Origin of the sequence: Achromobacter veterisilvae (genome assembly GCF_900496975.1) — a bacterium.
Classification (GTDB): Bacteria; Pseudomonadota; Gammaproteobacteria; order Burkholderiales; family Burkholderiaceae_B; genus Achromobacter; species Achromobacter veterisilvae.
In genome coordinates, this window is the sequence record NZ_UFQC01000037.1 from 1 (window position 1) to 21,234 (window position 21,234).

Here is a 21,234-nt window from a genome sequence, read left to right on the forward strand (position 1 = left end):
CGGGGCCGCGCAGGCCGCGGCGCCCGCCGCGCCGTCCGCCAGCGCCGCCGGCTGGGCGGCCGGCGAGTACCGGTGGTCGGTCGACGACCGCAACGGCGAACCGCCCTACACGCTGCGCCTGTATGTGCAGCCGCTGCCGTCGGGCGACTATGCGCTGACCGGCAGCCTGCTGCTGGACGACGCCGAACTCGGCGCCTACGGCTCGGCCCGGACGCGCGGCGGCAAGCTGGTGCTGGACCTGACCGCCAGCGGCGGCGTGCTGCAGGCGCCGATGGAGGAAGGCAAGCGGCGCCTCTATCCCGAGGGGCAGGCGCCCGAGCGCGTCGATTCCGCGGGCTTCGCGACCATGCGGGCCGTGCTGGACCCGCGGTCGCTGGAAGGCGTGGTGCAGCGCTACCAGACCAACGTGGTGACGGGCCATCATGTGCAGGGCCCGATGTATGCCAACAGCGTGATCCGCCGTTTGCCCTGAGCGTCGCGCGGACGGAAGGCCCGATAAGGGAAAATACGCATGGCATAGCGCGGCACGCTTCTTCAGAATGCCTTCCAGACGCAAGTTCGTCTTCAAATTTTCGCCGACTGCCAGTGTTGCCAGTCAGGCGTAGGGCAAAAAGGCCCGAGCCGGAATATCCGGCTCGGGCCTTTTCGTTTTCCGTTTGTCCATCGCTTTTCTTCGAATGGCGCTTCGATGCGCCGTGGGCGGAGCTTTGCCCGGAGAAACGATGGCGCAGCGGTCGGACGGCTGTCGTCGTGATGTGGTCGGCAAAGGCGCCTGCCCAATCCCGGGCAGCTCTGGGCTTGCGTGCAAGCCCTGGCCGGAGGCTTGCCTTCAGAAACGCACAGGAGCGCAACGATGAGCGAATACAACCGCCGCCGCTTTCTGCAGCACAGCGGCTCCATGGTCCTACTGAGCGCCGCGTCGGGGATGGCAGCATTGCCCCGCCAGGCTTTTGCCCAAGACACCGTCAAACTGGGCTTGCTGCATTCCCTGTCCGGCACCATCGCCATCGCCGAGGCGTCGCTGGTGGACGCGGAGAAACTGGCGATCGAGGAAATCAACGCCGCGGGCGGCGTGATGGGCAGGAAGATCGAGCCGGTGGTCGAGGACGGCGCCAGTGAGAACGCCGTGTTCGCCGAAAAGGCGCGCAAGCTGCTGGACCGGGACAAGGTCGCGGCCATCGTCGGCTGCTACACCTCGGCCTCGCGCAAGGCCCTGCTGCCGGTGCTGTCGCGCAGCAAGGGCCTGCTGTACTACCCCACTTACTACGAGGGCCAGGAGCAGGACGCCCGGGTGTTCTATCCGTCCCAGGAAGCCACCCAGTCGGTGATCGCGGCGGTGGAATGGATGGCGCGGGAAAAGGGCAAGACTTTCTTCCTGGTGGGGTCGGACTACATCTATCCCCGCACCTGCAACAAGATCGCCAAGCCGGCCATCGCGCACATGGGCGCGAAGGTGGTGGGCGAGGAATATGCGCCGCTTGGGCATACCGAATTCTCTTCCATCATCAACAAGATCAAGGCGGCCAAGCCGGAGTGCATCTACAGCACGGTGGTCGGCGGCTCGAACGTGGCGTTCTACAAGCAGTTGCGCGCCGCCGGCCTGGACGGCACGCGCGTCGTGCTGCTGTCCACGGTGGTGTCCGAGAACGAGATCGAAGGCATCGGCAAGGACAATGCGGCGGGCTACTACGCCTGCATGGGCTACTTCCAGAGCCTGCAGAATCCGGCCAACGAGAAGTTCGTCAAGGCCTTCAAGGCGAAGTACGGGCAGGACCGCGTCATCGGCGACCCGATGGAGGTCGCCTACAACAGCGTCCACCTGTGGAAGCTGGGGGTGGAGAAGGCCGGCTCGTTCGATCCGGACAAGGTCATCGCGGCCTCCGCCGGCCTGACGCTGGAGGCGCCCGAGGGCACCGTGCGCGTGCACGAGAAGAACCACCACGTCTGGAAGAAGGTGCGGGTGGGCCGCGCCCGGCCCGATGGGCAGTTCGACATCGTCTGGGAATCCGCGGACCTGATCGAACCCAATCCCTTCCCGAAGCTGTAGCGGACCGCCTGCGGATGTTCGCAAGCCAACGGCCGGCGGCGACGCCGCCGGCGCAGCCTGGAACGTGACCATGAACCTCGACATCGCCGCAATGCAGCTTTTCAACGGGATCAGCCTGTTCAGCATTCTCCTGCTGATGGCGATCGGCCTGGCCGTCGTGTTCGGCCTGATGGGCGTCATCAACATGGCGCACGGCGAACTGATGGCCATGGGCGCGTATACGACCTACCTGGTCTCGGTGGCGTTCCAGCGCTGGGCGCCGGGGTGGATGGACGTGTACCTGTTCGCGGCCATTCCGCTGGCGTTCCTGGCCGCGTTCGCGTTCGGCTATCTGCTGGAGCGCGGGTTCATTCGCTGGTTCTACAACCGTCCGCTGGACACGCTGCTCGCAACCTGGGGGCTGAGCCTGATCCTGCAGCAGACCTACCGTTCGGTGTTCGGCGCGCAGGAGGTCAGCGTGCCGCTGGCGTCGTGGCTCAGCGGGGCGTGGGAGCCCACCCCCGATTTGCAGTTCCCGCTGAACCGCATCTTCATCCTGGGCCTGACGCTGCTGGTGGCGGTGGGCGTGTACCTGCTGCTCTACCGCAGCGCCTGGGGGCTGCGGGTGCGCGCCGTGACGCAGAACCGGGCGATGGCGGGCGCCGTGGGGATCAACACGCGGCGCGTGGACGCGTTGACGTTCGCGCTGGGTTCGGGCCTGGCGGGCATCGCCGGCTGTGTCTTCACGATGATCGGATCGACCAACCCGGGAACGGGCCAGCTCTACATCGTCGATTCGTTCATCGTGGTGGTGTTCGGCGGCGTGCAGAGCCTGCTGGGAACGGCGTTCTCCGGACTGGCCATCGCGCAGTCGCAGACCACGCTGGAATACCTGATGAGCGGCTCCATGGCCAAGGTCACGATCCTGGTGCTGGTGATCCTGGTTCTCTACTTCCGCCCGAACGGGCTGTTCGCCAACAAGACCCGGGGGTGACGCGATGAAGGCTCTACACCGGAAAACCGAGGAAATCGCGATCCTGCTGGTCGCGGTGCTGGTCCTGGCCGTGCTGCCCCTGTCGCTGGACCCGTTCCGGCTCAACCTGGTCGGGAAATACATGGCGTTCGCCTTTGTGGCGATCGGCATCGTGCTGACCTGGGGCTACAGCGGCGTGCTGAGTCTGGGGCAGGGCATTTTCTTCGGACTGGGCGGCTACATGATGGCCATGTTCCTGAAGCTGGAGGCGTCCGCGCCGGAACTGCCCGACTTCATGGTCTGGAGCAGCGTGGACAGCCTGCCGGTGTGGTGGCAGCCGTTCCACTCCCTGACGCTGACCGTGCTGCTGATCGTGGCCCTGCCCGGCCTGGCCGCCTATCTCTTTTCGCTGGCGATCTTCCGCAAGCGGGTCAGCGGCGTGTATTTCGCCATTGTGACGCTGGCCCTGGCGATGACGCTGACCGTGCTGATCGTCGGTCAGCAGGGCGACACGGGCGGCGCCAACGGCATCACTGATTTCCGCACGCTGCTGGGCTGGGACATTGTCGGCGACGACGGCAAGCTGGTGCTTTATTTCGTGGAGGCCGGCGCGTTGACGGTGGCGATGCTGGCGGCGCTGGCGGTCGTGCGCAGCCGGCTGGGCAAGATCCTGATCGCCATCCGCGACCGCGAGGACCGCGTGCGCTTTTCTGGCTACGACACCGCGCACGTGAAGGCCTGCGTGTTCTGCGCGGCGGCGGTCCTGTCCTCCATCGGCGGCGCCTTCTTCACCTTGCAGGTGGGCTTGATCTCCCCGGGCGCCATCGGGGTGGTGGCCTCGATCGAAATGGTGATCTACGCGGCGGTCGGCGGCCGGCTGTCGATCCCCGGCGCCGTGGTCGGCGCCCTGCTGATCGGTTTTCTCAAGTCCTACCTGTCCGAGACCTTTCCCGAAGTGTGGCTCTATTTCCTCGGCGCGATCTTCATCGTGGTGGTCGTGGCGATGCCCAACGGCCTGGCGGGGGTATTCGGCCAGATTCAGGCGCGCCGCGCCGCGGGGAGCGCGCGATGAGCGCCGCCCTGGACCTGCAGGAGTCCGCCAGCATGGACATGAGCAGCGACCGCCCGGCGCCCGGCGCCATCCTGAGCGTCGAGGACCTGACGGTCTCGTTCGACGGCTTCCGGGCCGTGGACGGCCTGAGCCTGCGCGTGGCGCAGGACGAGCTGCGGGTCATCATCGGGCCGAACGGCGCGGGCAAGACCACGCTCCTGGACATCATCTGCGGCAAGACGCGGCCCTCGTCGGGGCGCGTGATGTTCCAGGGTCGCGACCTGGTGCGGATGGCGGAATTCGACATCGTGCGGGCCGGCGTCGGGCGCAAGTTCCAGACGCCGTCGGTCTACGAGGACCTGACGGTGCTGGAGAACTTCGAGATCTCGCTGCCGAACGCGCACGGGGTGGTCCGGTCCCTGCGGTTCCGCCGCACGGCGGAGATCCGCGAACGCATCCAGGCCATGGCGGAGCAGGTCTTCCTGGCGGACCGGCTGGCGGAGAAGGCGGGCCGGCTGAGCCACGGGCAGAAACAATGGCTGGAGATCGGCATGCTGCTGATGCAGAACCCGCAACTGCTGTTGCTGGACGAACCCGTGGCGGGCATGAGCCCGCGCGAGCGGGAACAGACCGCGGAGCTGCTGGCGCGCATTTCGCGCGGCAAATCGGTGGTGGTCATCGAGCACGACATGGATTTCGTCAAGCGCATCGCCCACAAGGTCACCGTGCTGCACCAGGGCCGCCTGCTGAGCGAGGGCACGGTGGCCGAGGTGCAGGCGGATCCGCGCGTGCTGGACGTTTACCTGGGCCACTGAAAGGAGGGATGCGCCGTGTTCCGGATCGACAAGCTGAACGTGAGTTACGGGGAATCCCAGGTCGTGCACGACGTGTGCTTCGACGTGGCGCCCAAGGAATCGGTGGCCATCATGGGCCGCAACGGCATGGGCAAGACCACCTTGCTCAAGGCGCTGATCGGCATGTTGCCGTCGGGCTCGGGCAGCATCCGCCTGGACGGCGTCGAACTGGCGGGCATGGAGAGCCACCGTCGCGTGCGCCACGGGCTGGCCTTCGTGCCGCAGGGCCGGATGATCTTCCCATTCCTGACCGTCGAGCAGAACATCCTGACCGGCGCCGAGCGCAGCGGGCTCAAGGCCGTGCCGGAATATCTGTACCGCTTTTTTCCGGTGCTGCAGGAAATGCGCCGGCGCAAGGGCGGCAACCTGTCCGGCGGACAGCAGCAGCAGTTGGCGATCGCCCGGGCGCTCATCTCGAATCCGCGCGTGCTGATCCTGGACGAGCCGACCGAGGGGATCCAGCCTTCCATCATCAAGGACATCGCCCGGGTCCTGAACGCGTTGCGGGAGGAACGCGGCTTCGCCATCGTCGTGTCGGAGCAAATGCTGGGCTTCGCGCTGGACCTGGCCGACCGGTTCCTGGTGATCGACCGCGGCCGCATCGTGCACGAGGCGTGCCGGGCGAGCCTGGACCAGGACAAAGTCAGATCTTTCCTGACGGTATGACCGTCAACCAACGAGGAGCATTGCCATGAGACACGGAGATATCTCCAGCAGCAACGATTGCGTGGGGGTGGCGGTGGTGAACTACAAGATGCCGCGGCTGCACACCCGGGCGGAGGTGATGGAGAACGCCCGCAAGATCGCCGACATGGTCGTGGGCATGAAGCGCGGCCTACCCGGCATGGACCTGGTCATCTTCCCCGAGTATTCCACCCACGGCATCATGTACGACGCCAAGGAAATGTACGAGACCGCGTCGGCCATTCCCGGCGAGGAGACGGCGGTGTTCGCCGAGGCCTGCCGCAAGGCCAATGTGTGGGGCGTGTTCTCGCTGACCGGCGAGCGCCACGAGGAACATCCGAACAAGGCGCCCTACAACACGCTCATCCTCATGAACAACAAGGGCGAGATCGTGCAGAAGTACCGCAAGATCATGCCGTGGGTTCCCATCGAGGGCTGGTATCCGGGCGATTGCACCTATGTGTCCGAAGGCCCCAAGGGCATGAAGATCAGCCTCATCATCTGCGACGACGGCAACTATCCGGAAATCTGGCGCGACTGCGCGATGCGGGGGGCGGAACTGATCATCCGCTGCCAGGGCTATATGTACCCGGCCAAGGACCAGCAGGTGATGGTGTCCAAGGCCATGGCCTGGATGAACAACGTCTATGTGGCGGTGGCCAACGCGGCGGGTTTCGACGGCGTCTATTCCTACTTCGGCCATTCGGCCATCATCGGCTTCGACGGCCGCACGCTGGGCGAATGCGGCGAGGAAGACATGGGCGTGCAGTACGCCGAACTGTCGACCAGCCTCATCCGCGACGCGCGCAAGAACATGCAGTCGCAGAACCATCTGTTCAAGCTGGTCCACCGCGGGTACACCGGCAAGATCAACTCCGGCGAGGAGGCCACCGGCGTCGCGGCCTGCCCGTACAACTTCTACGCGAACTGGATCAACGACCCGGAGGGCACGCGCAAGATGGTCGAATCCTTCACGCGGTCCACGGTGGGAACGCCGGAATGCCCGGTGGACGGCATCCCCAACGAGGCGTCCAAGCACCGCTAGGCGCGTTTGCCACCCGTCCCGTCCGGCCGCGCCCCGCGCCGGCCGGACGCTTTCCGAGGAGTGACCCGTGCCGTCTCCGCTCGATACCTACCGGATTGCGCAAGAACCGTTCTACCGTCCCACCGGCCGGGAAACCGCGCTGTACGAACACGCCTACGCGCACCGGCTGCCGATGATCCTGAAGGGCCCCACCGGCTGCGGCAAGACGCGGTTCGTGGAGTACATGGCCTGGAGGCTGGGCCGTCCGCTGGTCACGCTGGCGTGCAACGAAGACATGACGGCCTCCGACCTCGTGGGCCGCTACCTGCTGGACGCCGCCGGCACCGCCTGGCACGACGGCCCGCTGACGCTGGCCGTGCGCCACGGCGGCATCTGTTACCTGGACGAGGTCGTCGAGGCTCGCCAGGACACGACGGTGGTCATTCATCCGCTGACCGACGCGCGGCGCATCCTGCCGCTGGACAAGAAGGGCGAGGTGGTGCGGGCGCATCCGGACTTCCAGTTGGTGGTGTCCTACAACCCCGGCTACCAGAGCAGCGCCAAGGATCTCAAGCCGTCCACGCGGCAGCGCTTCGTCGCCCTGGATTTCGATTATCCGGACGCGGCGCTCGAAGCCGGGGTCGTGGCGCACGAGGCCGGCATCGACGCCGGGCTGGCGCAACGGCTGGTGCGCATCGCGCACAGTTCGCGCGAACTCAAGCGCCACGGATTGGACGAAGGCGTGTCCACCCGCATGCTGATCTATGCCGGCATCCTCATCCGCGACGGCGTCAGCCCCGCCGATAGCTGCGACATGACCATGACCCGCGCGCTGACCGACGATCCCGACATGGCGGCGGCCTTGCGGGCGATCATCGACGCCCATCTGGAATGAACATGCGAGCCGTCCTGTCCGCGGGGGAGGGAGCGGGCGCCGGAAGGCGCCTGGCGGAGACGCTGGCCGACAAGCTGCGGCGACTGGGCGCGCGCGGCGGCGAGGACCAGGCCGCCGAGGCGCGGCGCTGGATCGAGGCCCTGCGCGGCGAGGATCCCGAATGTGCCCAGGCCGTGGCCGACCGGCTGGACCAGTTGATGGCGCGGCTCACGGCCGGGGGGCTGGGACGCTGGATATTGGCGGGCCTGCGGCGATACGAGCGCCAGCCCGCCCTGCAGCGCGCCTACTTCGAACTGCGCGATGCCTACGCCCGCGAGGCCTTGCACGGCGAGGCGGGCGCGCAGGACCTGGAGGCCGCGCAGGCCAGCCTGTCGTGGCTGCTGTGCGGCCTGTCGGGCCGGGGGCTGGCGGTGGAACCCTTGCGCCGGGCGGCGCTGGACGGCCCGCCGTCGCGTCCCGTCCTGGCGCCCTCGCACCTGCTGGTTCCGGACAGCTATACCGTGCTGGACGGCGCCGACCGGCGGGCGCTGTACCGCGCGGCGGTGGCGCACGCGGCGGCCCACCTGCGCTATTCGCCGGCCGCGCAGCCCGTCCTGAGCCTGAAGCCGATGGGCGTGGCGGTCGTGTCGGCCATCGAGGACGCGCGGGTGGAGCGCCTGCTGGCGGCCGAGTATCCGGGCGTGCGCCGCTGGTTCCTGCCGTTCGTGCCGCCGCCGCCCGATCCGGACGACCTGGGGTTCGCGGCGCTGATCCAGCGCATGAGCCGCCTGCTGATGGATCCCGGCCTGCGCGACGACAACCATTGGGTGAACAAGGCGCGGACGCTGTTCGAGGCGCAGGCGCCGGACCTGCGCGACGCGGCGGCCTTCCGGCGCCTGGCGTCGGTGCTGGCCAACGACCTGGGGCAGATGCGGGTGCGCTTCAACCCGCAACAATACGCCGTGCCCGTGCCCTACCGCGACGACAACGCGTACCTGTGGGACTACGGCGACGCGGCCGAGCCGCCGCCCGAGCTTGCCCTGGGCGCGCAGGGCGCGGCCGCGGCGCCCGGGGGGAAAGGCGACCTTCAGGATGCCGCCTCCGAAACGGAACTGGGACGCTATCGCTATCCCGAATGGGACTACAGGCTGGGCCGCAGCCGGCCCGACTGGTGCACCGTGATCGAGAAGCTGCCCGCCTGGAACGGCGCCGCGCCCGCCGCGCCAGCCGGCCGCGCGCAGCGCCTGGCCCTGCCGCGGTCGCGCCGCCTGAGCCGCGCGCGGCGCCTGAGACGGCAATGGGAAGGGGACGACATCGACCTGAACGCGGCGATCGAGGTCCTGATCGACCGGCGCCTGGACCTGGCGCCGGACGCCCGCTTTTTCATGCGGCCGGGCAGCCAGCCCTGCGCCTGCAGCACGCTGGTGCTGCTGGACCTGTCGGCATCCGCCAACGATGCGGCGCCCGAGGCGGGGACGACGGTGCTGGACCTGGAGAAGCAGGCGGCGCTGCTGCTGGCGCGGGCCGTGTCGGGCGAGGGCGACCGGATCGCCGTGCACGGATTCTGCTCGGATACCCGGGCGGCGGTGTACTACTACCGTCTGCTGGACGCCGGCGGCCCGCAGGCGCCGGACCGCATCGGCGCGGCCCAGGCCCGCTACTCGACGCGCCTGGGCGCGGCGCTGCGGCATGCCGGCGCGCTGGCGCTGCGCGCGCCGGGAGAACGCCGGGCCATCATCGTCGTGACCGACGGCGAACCGTCGGACGTGGACGCGCACGATCCGCGCTACCTGATGGACGACGCGCGCGAGGCGGTGCTGGAGCTGCGGCGCCGGGGGCTGCGGGTGCATTGCGTGGCGCTGGACGCCAGGGCCGAGCCGCAGTTGCGGGCCATGTTCGGCTTTCGCGACTACCGGATCGTGACGAACCCGGCGGCGCTGCCGGCGGCGCTGGTCCGCGCCTACGCCCGGGCGACCTTGTGACGACCCCAGGAATCCACGTGTTGACGCCGCCTGCGCCTGTGCTGAAACTGATGACCTCGACAAAGGATGGATTCCCGCGCCAGCGGGCGTCTCGATCATGGCAAACAAAGATCCTATCCGCGTAGGCGTGTTGTTCTCTGAAACGGGGGCCACATCGACCATCGGCCGTTCCCAACTGCATGGCACGCTGCTGGCCATCGACGAAATCAACGAGGGGGGCGGTGTCGACGGCCGGGAGATCGTGCCGGTGCGCTATGACCCCCGATCCGACCCGGCCACCTACAGCGTGCTGGCGGAACGGTTGATCACGCAGGACCGGGTGAACGTCATTTTCGGCTGCTATATGTCCAGCAGCCGCAAGGCGGTGCTGCCGGTGGTCGAAAAATGGAACCGCCTGCTGTTCTACCCGACGCTCTACGAAGGGTTCGAGTTTTCCAACAACATCATCTACACCGGCGCCGCGCCCAACCAGAACAGCGTGCAACTGGCGGAGTTCATGACCGCCAACTTCGGCGCCCGGGTCTACCTGATCGGATCGGACTACATCTACCCCTATGAATCCAACCGCATCATGGGAGAACTGGTGCTGCAGCGCCAGGACAGCGCCAAGCTGGGCGAGCGCTACGTGCCGCTGACCGCGACCGAACGCGACTACCGCGAGATCCTGGACGACATCCGCAACAAGCGGCCGGACTTCATCTTCTCTACCGTGGTGGGCAATTCCACGGCCTGCCTGTACCGCGCCTACGCGGACGCCGGCTTCGACCCCAAGACCATGCCCATCGCCAGCCTCACGACGTCCGAGGCCGAGATCTCGCAGATGGAGCCCGAGGTGGCGGCCGGGCATTTCACGTCCGCGCCGTACTTCCAGTCGATCGATTCCGACATCAACCGGCGCTGCCTAGAGCGGCTGCGCCGGCGCTTCGGCCACGATTGCGTGCCCAACCTGTGCTGGGAGGCGGCGTATTTCCAGATGCACATCTTCGCCAACGCCTTCCGCGACACCGGCACCGACGAGATCGCGCAAATCCTGCCGCGCGTGCTGCAAAGCGAATTCCAGGCGCCCCAGGGCCGCGTGCGCATCGATCCCACCAACCACCACACCTGCCTGTATCCCCGCGTCGGCCGGGTCAACGCCAAGGGCCAGTTCACCATCGTGCGCGAGGCCACCCGGCCCGTGCATCCCGATCCGTACCTGGTCACGCATTCGCTCGGCGACTGGACGGCCACCTTGAGTTCGCTGGAGATCTGATGGGCGAAACCGTCAGCCGCCAGCGCGCGGTGCGCGCGACGCCTTCCCTGCTCAAGGACCTGCGCACGCTGCGGATCGCCGTCTATCATCCCGACGATGCCGACGGCCGCCAGTTGACGCAGCAGCTTCAGCGGATCGGCTGTCAGGTGCAGACCTTCTGGCCGCCGGCGCCGACCCTGCCCGAAGGGCTGGACGCGGTATTCCTGGCGGTGCGTCCCGACGTGATCGACCTGGGCTTCGAATGGGCCAAGAGCGAAGACGCGCCCATGGTCATCGCCATCGTGACCTACGAAAACCCCACCATCGTCGAAGCGGTGCTGCGCATCGGCGCCAAGGCGGTCCTGCCTTCGCCGGTGCGCTCGTTCGGGCTGCTGTCTTCCCTGGTGGTGGCGCGGCAGGTCTACGACGACATCAAGTCGCATGCCCGCCGCCTGCGCAAGCTCGAAGGCAAGCTGCTGGGCGTGCGCCGCATCGCGGAGGCCAAGAGCATCCTCATGCGCACGCGCAACGTCACCGAAGGCCAGGCCTACGACCTGATCCGGGAGCAGGCCATGAACAAGCGCGTCACCACCGAGGAGATCGCGGGCGCCATCGTCAACGCCAACGAAATACTGTCGCTGGGAAAGTAGGGGCGCTCTTCGGCCCGGGCGAACGCAGTCCTCCATTTTCCAGAATAGGCATGGCGCGGGCCGGGGTACATACTTGGCTCCAGACCGACCACGACGATGGTCGCGAAGGGAGACAAGCATGTTGCATCCGCGACGTTGGCTGACCGCCGGCGCGATCGCGTTCGCCCTGTCGAACGCGGCCCAGGCCGCCTGGCCCGAAAGGCCCATTACGCTCCTCATCCCCGCCGCTCCGGGGGGCACCACCGATATCTCCGCGCGCCTGATCGCGGACAAGCTGTCCGCCAGGCTGGGCCAGCAGGTCATCGTGGAAAACCGCGCGGGCGCGGCCGGCATCATCGGCGCGCAGGCGCTGGCGCGGGCCAAGCCCGACGGCTACACCCTGCTGATGGGCAATATCGGCCCCAACGCGATCAACTACGCGCTGTACAAGACGCTGCCCTACAAGCCGTCCGACTTCGCGCCGGTCACGCTGGTGATCTCGGTGCCCAATGTGCTGGTGGTGAACGAAGCCTCGCCGGCGCGCACCGTGGCGGACCTGCGGGCGGAAGCGCGGCGGGATCCGTCCAAGGTGTCCTTCGGCAGCTCGGGCGCGGGCCAGTCGCCGCATTTGTCGGCCGAACTCTTCAAGCAGCGCGCCGGCATCTCCGGCACGCACGTGCCCTACAAGGGCGCGGGGCCCGCCGTGGCCGCGCTGCTGGGCCAGCAGTTCACCTTCATGATCGACAACCTGCCCAGCTCCATGCCGTACATCCAGTCCGGCAAGCTGCGCGCGCTGGCCGTCACCAGCGACAAACGCCTGGCGGAGCTGCCGGACGTGCCCACCATGGCCGAGGCCGGCGTGAAGGACATGGTGGTCACCGCCTGGTTCGGCCTGGTCGCGCCGGCCGGCACGCCGAAGGACGTCATCGACAAACTCTACGCCGCTACCCGCGACGTCGTGCGAAGCCCCGACATCCGCGACCGCTTCAAGGCCATGGGCGGGCAGGCGGGCGGCAACACCCCGGCCGAATTCTCGGTCTTCATCGACCAGGAGCGCGGCCGCTGGAAGCAGATCGTGGATGCGGCCGGATTGGCGCGGGAGCAATAAGTGATCGACAAGATTCAAGCATCCATGGCCGAGGCCGTGGCGGTGATCCCGGATGGCGCTTCGGTGCTGGTGGGCGGCTTCGGCGAGGCGGGCGTGCCCTACGAATTACTGCATTGCCTGGCGGATCTGGGGCGGCGCGATCTCACCATCATCTCGAACAACGCCGGCACCTTCGAGCGCGGCATCGCCGCGCTGCTGATCCGCAAGCAAGTGCGCAAGATCGTTTGCTCGCATCCGCGTCCGCCCAATTCCGAAGCCTTCGCGCGCGCCTACCGCGCCGGCGAGGTGGAACTGGAATGCGTGCCGCAGGGCACCCTGGCCGAACGCCTGCGGGCCGCGGGCGCGGGGCTGGGGCCGTTCTACACGCCGACCGGCTACGGCACCGAGCTGGCCGAAGGCCGCCGCCAGGAAATCATCGACGGCGTGGGCTATGTGCTGGAACGGCCGCTGCGCGGCGACTACGCGCTGATCCGCGCGCATCTGGGCGACCGCTGGGGCAATCTGATGTACCGGCACGCCGCGCGCAATTTCAACCCGGTGATGTGCATGGCGGCGGGCCACGCCATCGCCCAGGTCGACGAGATAGTGCCGCTGGGCGCCTTTGCGCCTGAGCAGGTCATGACGCAGGGCATCTTCGTGAAATCCGTCGTGCGGGTGGAGGCCTGACATGCAACGACCCACAGGCTTGACCCGGCAGCAGGTCGCGCAACTGCTGGCCGGCGACATCCCGGACGGTTCCATCGTCAACCTCGGCATCGGCATGCCGACGCTGGTGGGCGACTATCTTCCGTCCGACAAGGACATCCTGCTGCACAGCGAGAACGGCATCCTGGGCATGGGCCCCGCCGCCAGCGGCGAGGACGTGGACACGGACCTGATCAACGCCAGCCGCCAGCCGGTCACGCTGCGGGAGGGCGCGTCGATCACCGAGCACACCGTGTCCTTCGCCATGATGCGCGGCGGCCATCTGGACTACGCCGTGCTGGGCGCCTTCCAGGTGTCGGAACGGGGCGACCTGGCCAACTGGAAGACCGACGCCGCCGACGCCATTCCCGCAGTGGGCGGCGCGATGGACCTGGCCGTGGGCGCCAGGCAGGTGCTGGTCACGATGGAGCATTGCGGGCGCGACGGCTCGCCCAAGCTCCTCGGGCAATGCACCTATCCGCTGACGGGCAAGGGCGTGGTGACGCGCATCTACACCGACCTGGCAGTGATCGACGTGGCGCCGGAAGGCTTCCGCGTCCACGCCATGACGTCCGGCGTCGATGAAGCGTTCCTGCGTTCGGCGACCGGAGCGCCGCTGCATTTTCGGGAGGCGCCTCGCCGCATCGTGCTGGATGCCGACGGCACGCCACGTTACGTCTGACGCGTTGCGCCCGATCCCGGGCCAAGGAGACCCTGATGATCCGTTCCATACTGGCCGCGGCAATGCTCGGCATATCGTGCCTGGGGGCCGCGCAGGCGGGGCCCGCGTATCCCGACAGGCCGATCACCTTGCTGATTCCCTATCCGCCCGGCGGCAGCGCGGACATGCTGGCGCGTCCGCTGGGCGCGGAACTGCAGAAGAAGTGGGGCCAGCCCGTGGTGCTGGAGTACAAGCCGGGCGCGGGCGGGACCATCGCGTCGGCGCAGTTGGCGCGCGCCAAGCCCGACGGCCATACCCTGCTGATGGTGCTGGCGGCCCACGCCATCAACCCCAGCCTGTATCCGTCCCTGCCCTACGACACGCGGCGCGACTTTGCGCCGGTATCGCTGGCGGCCACCCTGCCGATGCTGGTGGCGGCGCCCCTGGCCACGCCGGCCGATACCGTCGGCGAACTCATCGCCTACGGCAAGAGCCATCCCGGCAAGCTCAGCTTTGCGTCGGCGGGCAACGGCAACACCAGCCATCTGGCCGCCGAAATGTTCAAAAACCAGACCGGCGCGGACATGATGCACGTGCCCTACAAGGGCAGCGGTCCGGCGGTGGTCGCGCTGCTGGGCGGGGAGGTCTCGCTGATGTTCGACAGCATTTCCACATCGCTGCCGCAGGTGCGGGCGGGCAAACTGAAGGCCATCGCCGTGACGGGGGAGCGCCGCTCCCCCTTGCTGCCCGACGTGCCGACGGTGGCCGAAACCGTGCCGGGCTTCGTGGTGAACGGCTGGTACGGCGTGCTGGCGCCCGCCGGCACGCCGCCGGCCATTGTGGATACCTTGAGCCGCGGCATCGCCGAAGCGCTGGCGGTGCCGGCGCTGAAGCAGCAGGTGGAGGGATACGGCTATGAAATCGTGGGCTCCACCTCCGACGAGTTCGCCCGCCACATCGACCGCGAGCTGGCGGCCTGGAAGAAGGCGGTCGAAACCTCGGGCGCCAGGCTGAACTGATCCTCAGGCCGCCAGCAGGAATTCCAGCACCGAGGCCTCGAAGGCCTCGGGCAATTCGACGTTCGACAAGTGCACGGCGGGCAGGACCAGCAGCCTGGCGCCCGGGATCGTGGCGGCGATCCGTTCGCCGTGGCTGGCCGCCGTCACCGTGTCGTCCCGGCCGGCGATGACGAGCGTGGGATTGGGGATCAGGGCGATGGTGCGGCGCAGGTCGGCGTCTCGCACGGCCGCGAAAGCGCCCGCCAGGCCGTGCTTGTCGGTGCGCAACAGCATGTCGCGGAACTTGTCCACGGTGGCCCCGCCGGCCTGGAGCATCGCGGGCGGAAACCAGTTCCCCAGAAAGGTCGACGCGGTTTCTTCCATGTCGCCGGCCCGCAGCGTGGCGGCGATGCGCTCGTCCCATTGCGGCGCCGGCCCCAGGTAGGCGGAGGTATTGCTCAGGACCAGGCGGTCGATCCGTTCCGGCGCGTGCACGCCCAGCCATTGCCCGATGATGCCGCCCAGCGACAGGCCCAGGAAATGCGCGCGGGCGATACCCAGTCCGTCCAGCAGTTCCAGGACGTCACGGCCCAGGCGGTCCAGCGAATAGGCGCCCGGCGGTACGCTGGACGAGCCGTGGCCGCGGGTGTCGTAGCGCAGCACGCGGAAGCGGCGCGCCAGCGCCGGGATCTGCGCGTCCCACATGCGCAGCGTGGTGCCGATGGAGTTCGACAGCACCAGCGTTGGCAGGCCGGGGTCGCCATCGTAGCGGTAAGCGACGCGGGCGCCGTCGCCCGTGGTGAAAATAGAAGTCTCTTGCATGGTGGGTTTGCCTCGCCGTGGATGAATGAGGCAAAGCGTAGTTGCGCGGCCTTCAATAAGAAATTACAAAGTTCGCACAATCATTGTCGGAAAAACGGACATGAGCGAATTTACGCTGCACGATCTGCAATGCTTCGACGCGGTGGTGCGCGAGGGCGGCTTCCAGGCCGCGGCCGCGTCGCTGCACCGCTCGCATCCGGCGGTGTTCGCCGCCGTGGCCAGGCTGGAGCGGCAACTTGGCTTTGCCTTGTTGGACCGCGGCGGCTATCGCGTGCGCCCGACCGGCGCGGGGCAGTCCTTCCACGGCCGCGCCCAGTCGCTGCTGCGCGAACTGACCGCCTTGCGCGCGCATGCCGGGCAACTGGCCATGGGCGAGGAAACCGAACTGCGCATCGTGGTCGGCGATTTCTGTCCGCGTCCCTATGTGCTGGGGCTGCTGAGCCGCTTCTTCGAGACCTGCCCGGCCACGCGGCTGGACCTGTATTTCGAGGCCGTATCGGGGCCGCTGGAACGCCTGTGCGACGGCGAGGCGGACCTCATCCTGCACCGCGTGGACAAAAGCGACGCCCGCCTCGAATGGGTCGATCTGGCCAAGGTGCCTTTCGTGCCGGTGGTGGCGCCGGAGTTCCTGCGCGAACCCGCGGCGCGCGCGATCCGCCCGGCGCAGATGCGCGACTACACGCAATGCGTCATGCGCGACACCGCGAGGCACACACCGTCGCGGGACTATTTCACGATAGCGGGCGCGCGCCAGTGCACGGTCGCGGACCAGTTGATGAAGAAAGAGATCATCCTGCAGGGCATGGGATGGGGCCACATGCCGCGCTTTCTCATCGAAGAGGAACTGCGGGATGGCCGGCTGCGCTCGATCGCCAATCCCCATTTGCCCGGAAGCGTCGAGGAACTGGTGGCGGCGCGGCGCCTGGACGTGGCGCAGGGGCCGGTCTCGAACCGCCTGTGGCGCTACTTGCAGGACGCGGCGCCCGGCTTGCGCCGCGCGCTCAATACTTGCCCGTCAGCAGCTCGCCCGCGCCCGGCACGCGCGCCTCGAGGTCCAGCACCTTGAGCATCCGATAGACCGTCGCGGCCGCGGCCGTCACCACGGGCAGGCCCAGGCGGTCCTGCACCGGCTGGATCGACGCCAGCGACGGCATCTGCACGCAGGCGGACAGCACCACGGCGTCCACCCCGCGGGTGTCCAGGCGCGCCACGTGGCTGGCGGGCGCCAGCGGATCCTGCGCGCCGACCTCCAGGTTGTCGGCGATCTCCAGCGACAGGCTGTCTTGCACTTCGATGCCCTCGTGCTCGATATAGTCCACGACCAGGCGGGTCAGCGGCTTCATGTAGGGGGTCAGGATGGACACCTTGCGGGCGCCAATGGCGTGCAGGCCTTCGACCAGCGCGCCCGCGCTGGAAATGACGGGCGCGGGCGCGCCATTGTCCACGGTGGCCCGGTGCAGCCGTTCCTGCGAGACGCGGTGGTAGCCCAGGCCCTGGCTCATGATCGCGACCAGGCAGGCGTAGCCCAGCACGTCCACGCGGGCGTCCGAGAGTTCTTGCGCGCAGCGGTCGGATTCCCGGTCCATCGAGGCCAGTTCCGCCGCCGTCACCTGCTTCATGCGCATGCGGCTGGAATGGAAGGTGAAGCGCTCCGGGGCGATGGTCTCGCGCAGGCGCAGCATGGCCGGGATCTCGGTCTCCATGGTGGTGTTGGAACTGGGCACGATCTGGCCGATGCGCAAGGCGCGGGGGGATGTCGTCATGGAGGCGCTCGTGGAAAAAAGGCGAAAGGGGACCCGGCCTCGCGCCGCGGGCGCGAGGGTGGGGCAATGCGGCGGAGGGGGGATCAGTCGGCGGTGATGCCCGCGGCGGCGACGGTGCGCTGCCAGTAGGCCAGTTCGGTGGCGACGCGCTGGTTCAGCGCTTCGGGGCCTTCGAAGCGGGCCTCGATGCCGGCCGCCTGGGCGCGCTGCACCGTGGCGGGCTGCTTGAGCGCGGCGTCGACGCTGGCGGCCAGCTTGTCGATGACCGGCTGCGGCGTGCCCGCCGGCGCGAACAGCGCCACCCAGGATTCCAGCAGGTATTCGGGCAGGCCGGCTTCGGCGGTGGTGGGCACGTCGGGCAGCATGGGATGGCGCTTGGGACTGGTGACCGCCAGGGCCTTCAGCTTGCCGGTCTGCACGTGGCCCATCACCGAGGGCGGCGTGGTGATGAACACCTGCACATTGCCGGCCAGCACGTCCTGGATGGCCGCGCCCGACCCGCGGTACGGGACGTGGAACATCGCCGCGCCGGTCTGCTGCTTGAAGACTTCGGTGCCCAGGTGGGACAGCGAGCCCACGCCTTGCGAGGCGTAGTTGAAGCGGCCGGGCGAATCCTTGACCTCGGCCACGAACTCCGTGATGTTGGTGGCCTTGATGGACGGGTGCACGGCGATCACGTTGCTGGACACCGTCACCAGCCCGACCGGCACGAAGTCCTTGGGCGCCCAGGGCAGCTTGGCCGTGAGGTTGGGGTTGCCCACGTGATAGGCCGAGTACGACACCAGCAGGGTGTAGCCGTCGGGATTGGCGCGCGCGACATACTGGTACGCGATGTTGCCGCTGCCGCCGTCCTTGTTTTCGACCACCACCGGTTTGCCCAGCGCGGCGGCCAGCGGCTCGGCCACGATGCGGGCGGACGTGTCCACCAGCCCGCCCGGCGGATTGGGAACGACGAGGGACAGGGTGCGGTTGGGGAAGTCGTCGGCGGCGTGGGCGCCGACTGCCGCTCCGGACAGCAAGGCGGCGGCGAGCAATTTCTGCATGGCAGGTCTCCAGTTATTGTCGTGTGCTCTATGGGCAGGGCGTATTCTGCTCGCCGCGAACGATAGTTTCCAATATAGTTTTTGTCTGGTTTCATATCTTTCCCAAATAACTGGACGCCATGGAAATCCGCCAGCTCCGCTATTTCGCCGTGTTGGCGGAAGAATTGAACTTCACGCGGGCCGCGGCGCGCCTGCATATTTCGCAGCCGCCGCTCAGCCTGCAGATCGCCCAGCTCGAACGCGAACTCGACGTCAGGCTGTTCGACCGCAACAACCGGCGCGTGACGCTGACCGAGGCGGGGGAGGCCTTCCTGAACGATGTGCGCGCCCTGCTGGCCAGCCTGAAGGACGCCACCGTGCGGGCGCGCGCGGTGGACCAGGGGCTGGCGGGCCGCATCGAGGTCGGGCTGTCGGGGTCGCATTTCCTGGGGCCGGTGCCGGCGCTGATCGCGCGCTACACGGCCGAGCATCCGCAGGTGTCCGTGCTGCTCAATGAAATGAATCCGGCGCTGCAACTGGAGGCGCTGCGGGGGCATCGCATCGACGTCAGCATTTCGCGCACCGCGGTCGACGACGAAGAACTGCAGGCGATGCCGCTGTGGCCCGACCCGGTGGTGGCGGCATTGCCCAGGCAGCATCGCCTGGCCGGCCGCAAGCGGCTGGAACTGAGCGATCTGGCGGGGGACGCTTTCGTCGTGCTGCGGCAAGACACGTCGGGGTTTGCGCGTTTCCTGGCCGAAACCTGCGCGCGCGCCGGCCTGCCGCTTTCGGTGGCGCAGACGGTGGCCGAGGTGCCGGCGCAACTGGCGCTGGTGGCGGCGGGGCTGGGCGTGGCGCTGGTGCCGCGCTCGACGTGCCGCCACGTCGGCGACCGCGTGGCGGTGTGCAGCCTGCCCGCCGCGATCTCGCGCGCCACGGTGTACGCGGTGACCCGGCGCCAGGGCAGGCGGCGGGCGCTGGATACCTTCCTGCAGACGGCGGCGCAGATGGGGGACGGCGAGGGATAAGGCGGCGGCATCCCGCGCGCCGCATCCATCAGCCCGCCAGCACGCACTCCAGCGCTTCGGGCGCGCTCAGTTTGACCCGGAACTTCCGCAATTCATCCCGGCGGAACACGTGCACCGCCACCCGGTCGCCCGCCCGGTATTGCGCCAGCAGCAGGTCCAGCCCGGCGGGCGCGTCCACGCGCAGTCCGTCGACGGCCACCAGCACGTCGCCCGCGGACAGGCCGCCCTTGTGCCCGGCGCCGCCTTCCAGCACGGTGGCCAGCACCAGCGATTCGCCCTGCTTGCGGGTGCGCACGTCCAGCGACGGGATGTTGGCCGCCGCTTTCCATTGCAGCGTGACGCCCTGGGGTTCCAGCAGGTCGGCCAGCGGCACGTCGGCCGTGCCGTAGGCATGCCGGGCGATGAAGCGGCGGGTGTCCACGCCCGTGGCTTCCTGGATGAGCGCGGGCAGGCCGTCTTCGGGCAGGCCTTGCGGCTTGCCCCGGTAGAAGTCGCGTCCGTAGCGTTCCCACAGCAGGCGCATCACGTCGTCGAGCGAGCGCGCGCCGGCGCTTTCCCGGCGGATCAGCAGGTCCAGCCCCAGCGCCACCAGCGCGCCCTTGGTGTAGTAGCTGACCAGAGCGTTGGGGGAGTTCTCGTCCTGCTTGTAGTAGCGCGTCCAGGCGTCGAAAGAGCTTTCCGCCACGGATTGCTTGGCCCGGCCCGGCGTGCGCGCCACGCTGGAGATGGTCTTGGACAGCAGGCGCAGGTAATCGGACCGGCCGATGGCGCCCGAGCGCAGCAGCAGCAGGTCGTCGTAGTACGAAGTGAAGCCTTCGAACACCCACAGCAGGCGGGTCAGGTCGGGCTGCGACAAGTCGTAGGGCGCGAACGCGTCCGGCTTGATCCGCTTGACGTTCCAGGTATGGAAGTATTCGTGGCTGACCAGGCCCAGGAAGCCGCGGTAGCCTTCCCCCTGGCCTTGCTGGCCGAGCACGGGGAGGTCCTTGCGCGCCGTCATCAGCGCCGTGCTCGCGCGGTGTTCCAGGCCGCCGTAGCCGTCGCCCGTGACCATCGTCATGAAGACGTAGCGGTCCGCGCTGTCCAGGAAGGGCGCGCGCCGGGTGCGCGGTTCGAAGAACGCGATCTGCGTTTCGCAGATCTTGCGCACGTCTCCGGCGATGCGGGCCAGGTCCAGGTTGGGCGCGACGCCGGTGAACACCAGCTCGTGTTCGGCGCCGTGCGCCGTGAAGCTGGCCACTTGCGGCGTGCCCATTTCGACCGGGTGGTCGATCAGCGCGTCGTAGTCCGGCGCCAGGTACAGGCCGAAGCCGTGGCGGCGGGCGGCGCCCCGATGGCCGCGGGCTTCCGGCAGGCTGGTGTAGACCTTCCAGCCGTCGATGCCGCGCGGCGGGGCCAGGTCGACCAGGCAGGGCAGGTGGTCCTGGCCATGCGCGCGCAGGAAGACGCTGGTGCCGTTGAAGAAGCCGTGGGTCTCGTCCAGGTGCGCCCCGCGCACCGACAGGTCCCAGGCGTAGACCACGTATTCCACGCGCAGCGGCCCGTCGCAGGGCGCGGCTTGCCAGGTGTGGTTGTCGGTCTTGTCGACCGCCACGCGCCGCGTGCCCGAATAGGCCGCCAGCGATTCGATCTGGCGCGAGAAATCGCGGATCAGGTAGCTGCCCGGAATCCAGGCCGGCAGCGACAGGCGCTGGCCGCCGGGAGAGGGCGCGGGGATGGTTAGGGTTATCCGGTAGCGGTGTCCGGCCGGATCGTGGGGCGCAAGGCGGTAAAGTAGCGGCGGGGCTTTGTCTTTTTCCATGGCCATATCTTACTTTCAT

General features: G+C 68.3%; 21 protein-coding genes. 17 read left to right on the forward strand and 4 right to left on the reverse strand.

From position 1 onward, the window contains the following. The 15 genes from AVE30378_RS32635 to AVE30378_RS25715 form a co-directional block, all read left to right on the forward strand. Window positions 1–472, forward strand: a 472-nt coding sequence (locus tag AVE30378_RS32635; RefSeq protein ID WP_165360303.1) for a hypothetical protein, incomplete at its 5' end; no start/stop codon positions are given. A 381-nt stretch (window positions 473–853) separates the two neighbouring features. Further along, window positions 854–2,047 carry an urea ABC transporter substrate-binding protein gene (gene urtA, locus AVE30378_RS25650; RefSeq protein ID WP_129244925.1) on the forward strand — a complete coding sequence of 398 codons (1,194 nt, stop codon included), beginning with the start codon at window positions 854–856 and terminating at the stop codon, window positions 2,045–2,047. Between the two features lie 70 nt (window positions 2,048–2,117). After that, window positions 2,118–3,020, forward strand: a complete 903-nt coding sequence (urtB, locus tag AVE30378_RS25655) for an urea ABC transporter permease subunit UrtB (protein WP_129244927.1) — start codon at window positions 2,118–2,120, stop codon at window positions 3,018–3,020. A gap of 4 nt (window positions 3,021–3,024) precedes the next feature. Continuing rightward, entirely contained in the window at window positions 3,025–4,071 is a 1,047-nt protein-coding gene (gene urtC / locus AVE30378_RS25660) for an urea ABC transporter permease subunit UrtC (RefSeq protein WP_129244929.1), read from the forward strand. A 32-nt stretch (window positions 4,072–4,103) separates the two neighbouring features. Further along, window positions 4,104–4,865: an urea ABC transporter ATP-binding protein UrtD gene (gene urtD, locus AVE30378_RS25665; protein WP_129245027.1), complete on the forward strand. Its 762-nt coding sequence runs from the start codon at window positions 4,104–4,106 to the stop codon at window positions 4,863–4,865. A 15-nt stretch (window positions 4,866–4,880) separates the two neighbouring features. Then, a complete protein-coding gene (urtE, locus tag AVE30378_RS25670; protein WP_129244931.1) occupies window positions 4,881–5,570 on the forward strand; it encodes an urea ABC transporter ATP-binding subunit UrtE in 690 nt (229 codons plus the stop codon). A gap of 25 nt (window positions 5,571–5,595) precedes the next feature. Next, the gene (locus tag AVE30378_RS25675; RefSeq protein WP_129244933.1) at window positions 5,596–6,633 is read left to right on the forward strand and encodes an aliphatic amidase; all 1,038 of its coding nucleotides are present in this window, start codon (window positions 5,596–5,598) and stop codon (window positions 6,631–6,633) included. Between the two features lie 67 nt (window positions 6,634–6,700). Beyond that, the gene (locus AVE30378_RS25680) at window positions 6,701–7,507 is read left to right on the forward strand and encodes a CbbQ/NirQ/NorQ/GpvN family protein (protein WP_129244935.1); all 807 of its coding nucleotides are present in this window, start codon (window positions 6,701–6,703) and stop codon (window positions 7,505–7,507) included. A 2-nt stretch (window positions 7,508–7,509) separates the two neighbouring features. Beyond that, window positions 7,510–9,468 (forward strand): nitric oxide reductase activation protein NorD, encoded by a 1,959-nt coding sequence (locus tag AVE30378_RS25685; protein ID WP_244235147.1) that lies wholly within the window; start codon window positions 7,510–7,512, stop codon window positions 9,466–9,468. Between the two features lie 97 nt (window positions 9,469–9,565). Further along, window positions 9,566–10,720, forward strand: a complete 1,155-nt coding sequence (locus tag AVE30378_RS25690) for a transporter substrate-binding domain-containing protein (RefSeq protein WP_129244939.1) — start codon at window positions 9,566–9,568, stop codon at window positions 10,718–10,720. Continuing rightward, on the forward strand, window positions 10,720–11,349 hold the full coding sequence (locus tag AVE30378_RS25695; protein ID WP_129244941.1) for an ANTAR domain-containing response regulator: 630 nt from the start codon (window positions 10,720–10,722) through the stop codon (window positions 11,347–11,349). The genes AVE30378_RS25690 and AVE30378_RS25695 overlap by 1 nt, the downstream gene beginning before the upstream one ends. A gap of 118 nt (window positions 11,350–11,467) precedes the next feature. Further along, window positions 11,468–12,436: a Bug family tripartite tricarboxylate transporter substrate binding protein gene (locus AVE30378_RS25700; RefSeq protein WP_129244943.1), complete on the forward strand. Its 969-nt coding sequence runs from the start codon at window positions 11,468–11,470 to the stop codon at window positions 12,434–12,436. Further along, on the forward strand, window positions 12,437–13,102 hold the full coding sequence (locus AVE30378_RS25705) for a 3-oxoacid CoA-transferase subunit A (RefSeq protein WP_129244945.1): 666 nt from the start codon (window positions 12,437–12,439) through the stop codon (window positions 13,100–13,102). It begins immediately after the preceding gene. 1 nt (window position 13,103) lies between these two features. Beyond that, a complete protein-coding gene (locus AVE30378_RS25710; protein WP_129244947.1) occupies window positions 13,104–13,802 on the forward strand; it encodes a 3-oxoacid CoA-transferase subunit B in 699 nt (232 codons plus the stop codon). A gap of 35 nt (window positions 13,803–13,837) precedes the next feature. Continuing rightward, complete coding sequence (locus tag AVE30378_RS25715) at window positions 13,838–14,800, forward strand: Bug family tripartite tricarboxylate transporter substrate binding protein (protein ID WP_129244949.1); 963 nt, start codon at window positions 13,838–13,840, stop codon at window positions 14,798–14,800. A gap of 3 nt (window positions 14,801–14,803) precedes the next feature. On the opposite strand, the gene pcaD is transcribed toward AVE30378_RS25715, so the two are convergent. Then, window positions 14,804–15,601, reverse strand: a complete 798-nt coding sequence (gene pcaD, locus AVE30378_RS25720; RefSeq protein ID WP_129244951.1) for a 3-oxoadipate enol-lactonase — start codon at window positions 15,599–15,601, stop codon at window positions 14,804–14,806. Window positions 15,602–15,701: 100 nt separating this feature from the next. Here pcaD and AVE30378_RS25725 point away from each other — a divergent pair, with 100 nt between their 5' ends. Next, entirely contained in the window at window positions 15,702–16,667 is a 966-nt protein-coding gene (locus AVE30378_RS25725; RefSeq protein WP_129244954.1) for a LysR family transcriptional regulator, read from the forward strand. Here the strand turns inward: AVE30378_RS25725 and AVE30378_RS25730 are convergent. Both AVE30378_RS25730 and AVE30378_RS25735 read right to left on the reverse strand, forming a co-directional pair. Next, window positions 16,603–17,364 (reverse strand): maleate cis-trans isomerase family protein, encoded by a 762-nt coding sequence (locus tag AVE30378_RS25730; RefSeq protein ID WP_129244956.1) that lies wholly within the window; start codon window positions 17,362–17,364, stop codon window positions 16,603–16,605. The two genes, AVE30378_RS25725 and AVE30378_RS25730, sit on opposite strands and share 65 nt — an antisense overlap. A gap of 83 nt (window positions 17,365–17,447) precedes the next feature. Further along, a complete protein-coding gene (locus AVE30378_RS25735) occupies window positions 17,448–18,407 on the reverse strand; it encodes a Bug family tripartite tricarboxylate transporter substrate binding protein (RefSeq protein WP_129244958.1) in 960 nt (319 codons plus the stop codon). A gap of 119 nt (window positions 18,408–18,526) precedes the next feature. Here AVE30378_RS25735 and AVE30378_RS25740 point away from each other — a divergent pair, with 119 nt between their 5' ends. Beyond that, window positions 18,527–19,414, forward strand: a complete 888-nt coding sequence (locus AVE30378_RS25740; RefSeq protein ID WP_129244961.1) for a LysR substrate-binding domain-containing protein — start codon at window positions 18,527–18,529, stop codon at window positions 19,412–19,414. A 28-nt stretch (window positions 19,415–19,442) separates the two neighbouring features. On the opposite strand, the gene AVE30378_RS25745 is transcribed toward AVE30378_RS25740, so the two are convergent. Beyond that, window positions 19,443–21,215 (reverse strand): M61 family metallopeptidase, encoded by a 1,773-nt coding sequence (locus AVE30378_RS25745; protein ID WP_129244963.1) that lies wholly within the window; start codon window positions 21,213–21,215, stop codon window positions 19,443–19,445. Window positions 21,216–21,234: the final 19 nt, after the last annotated feature.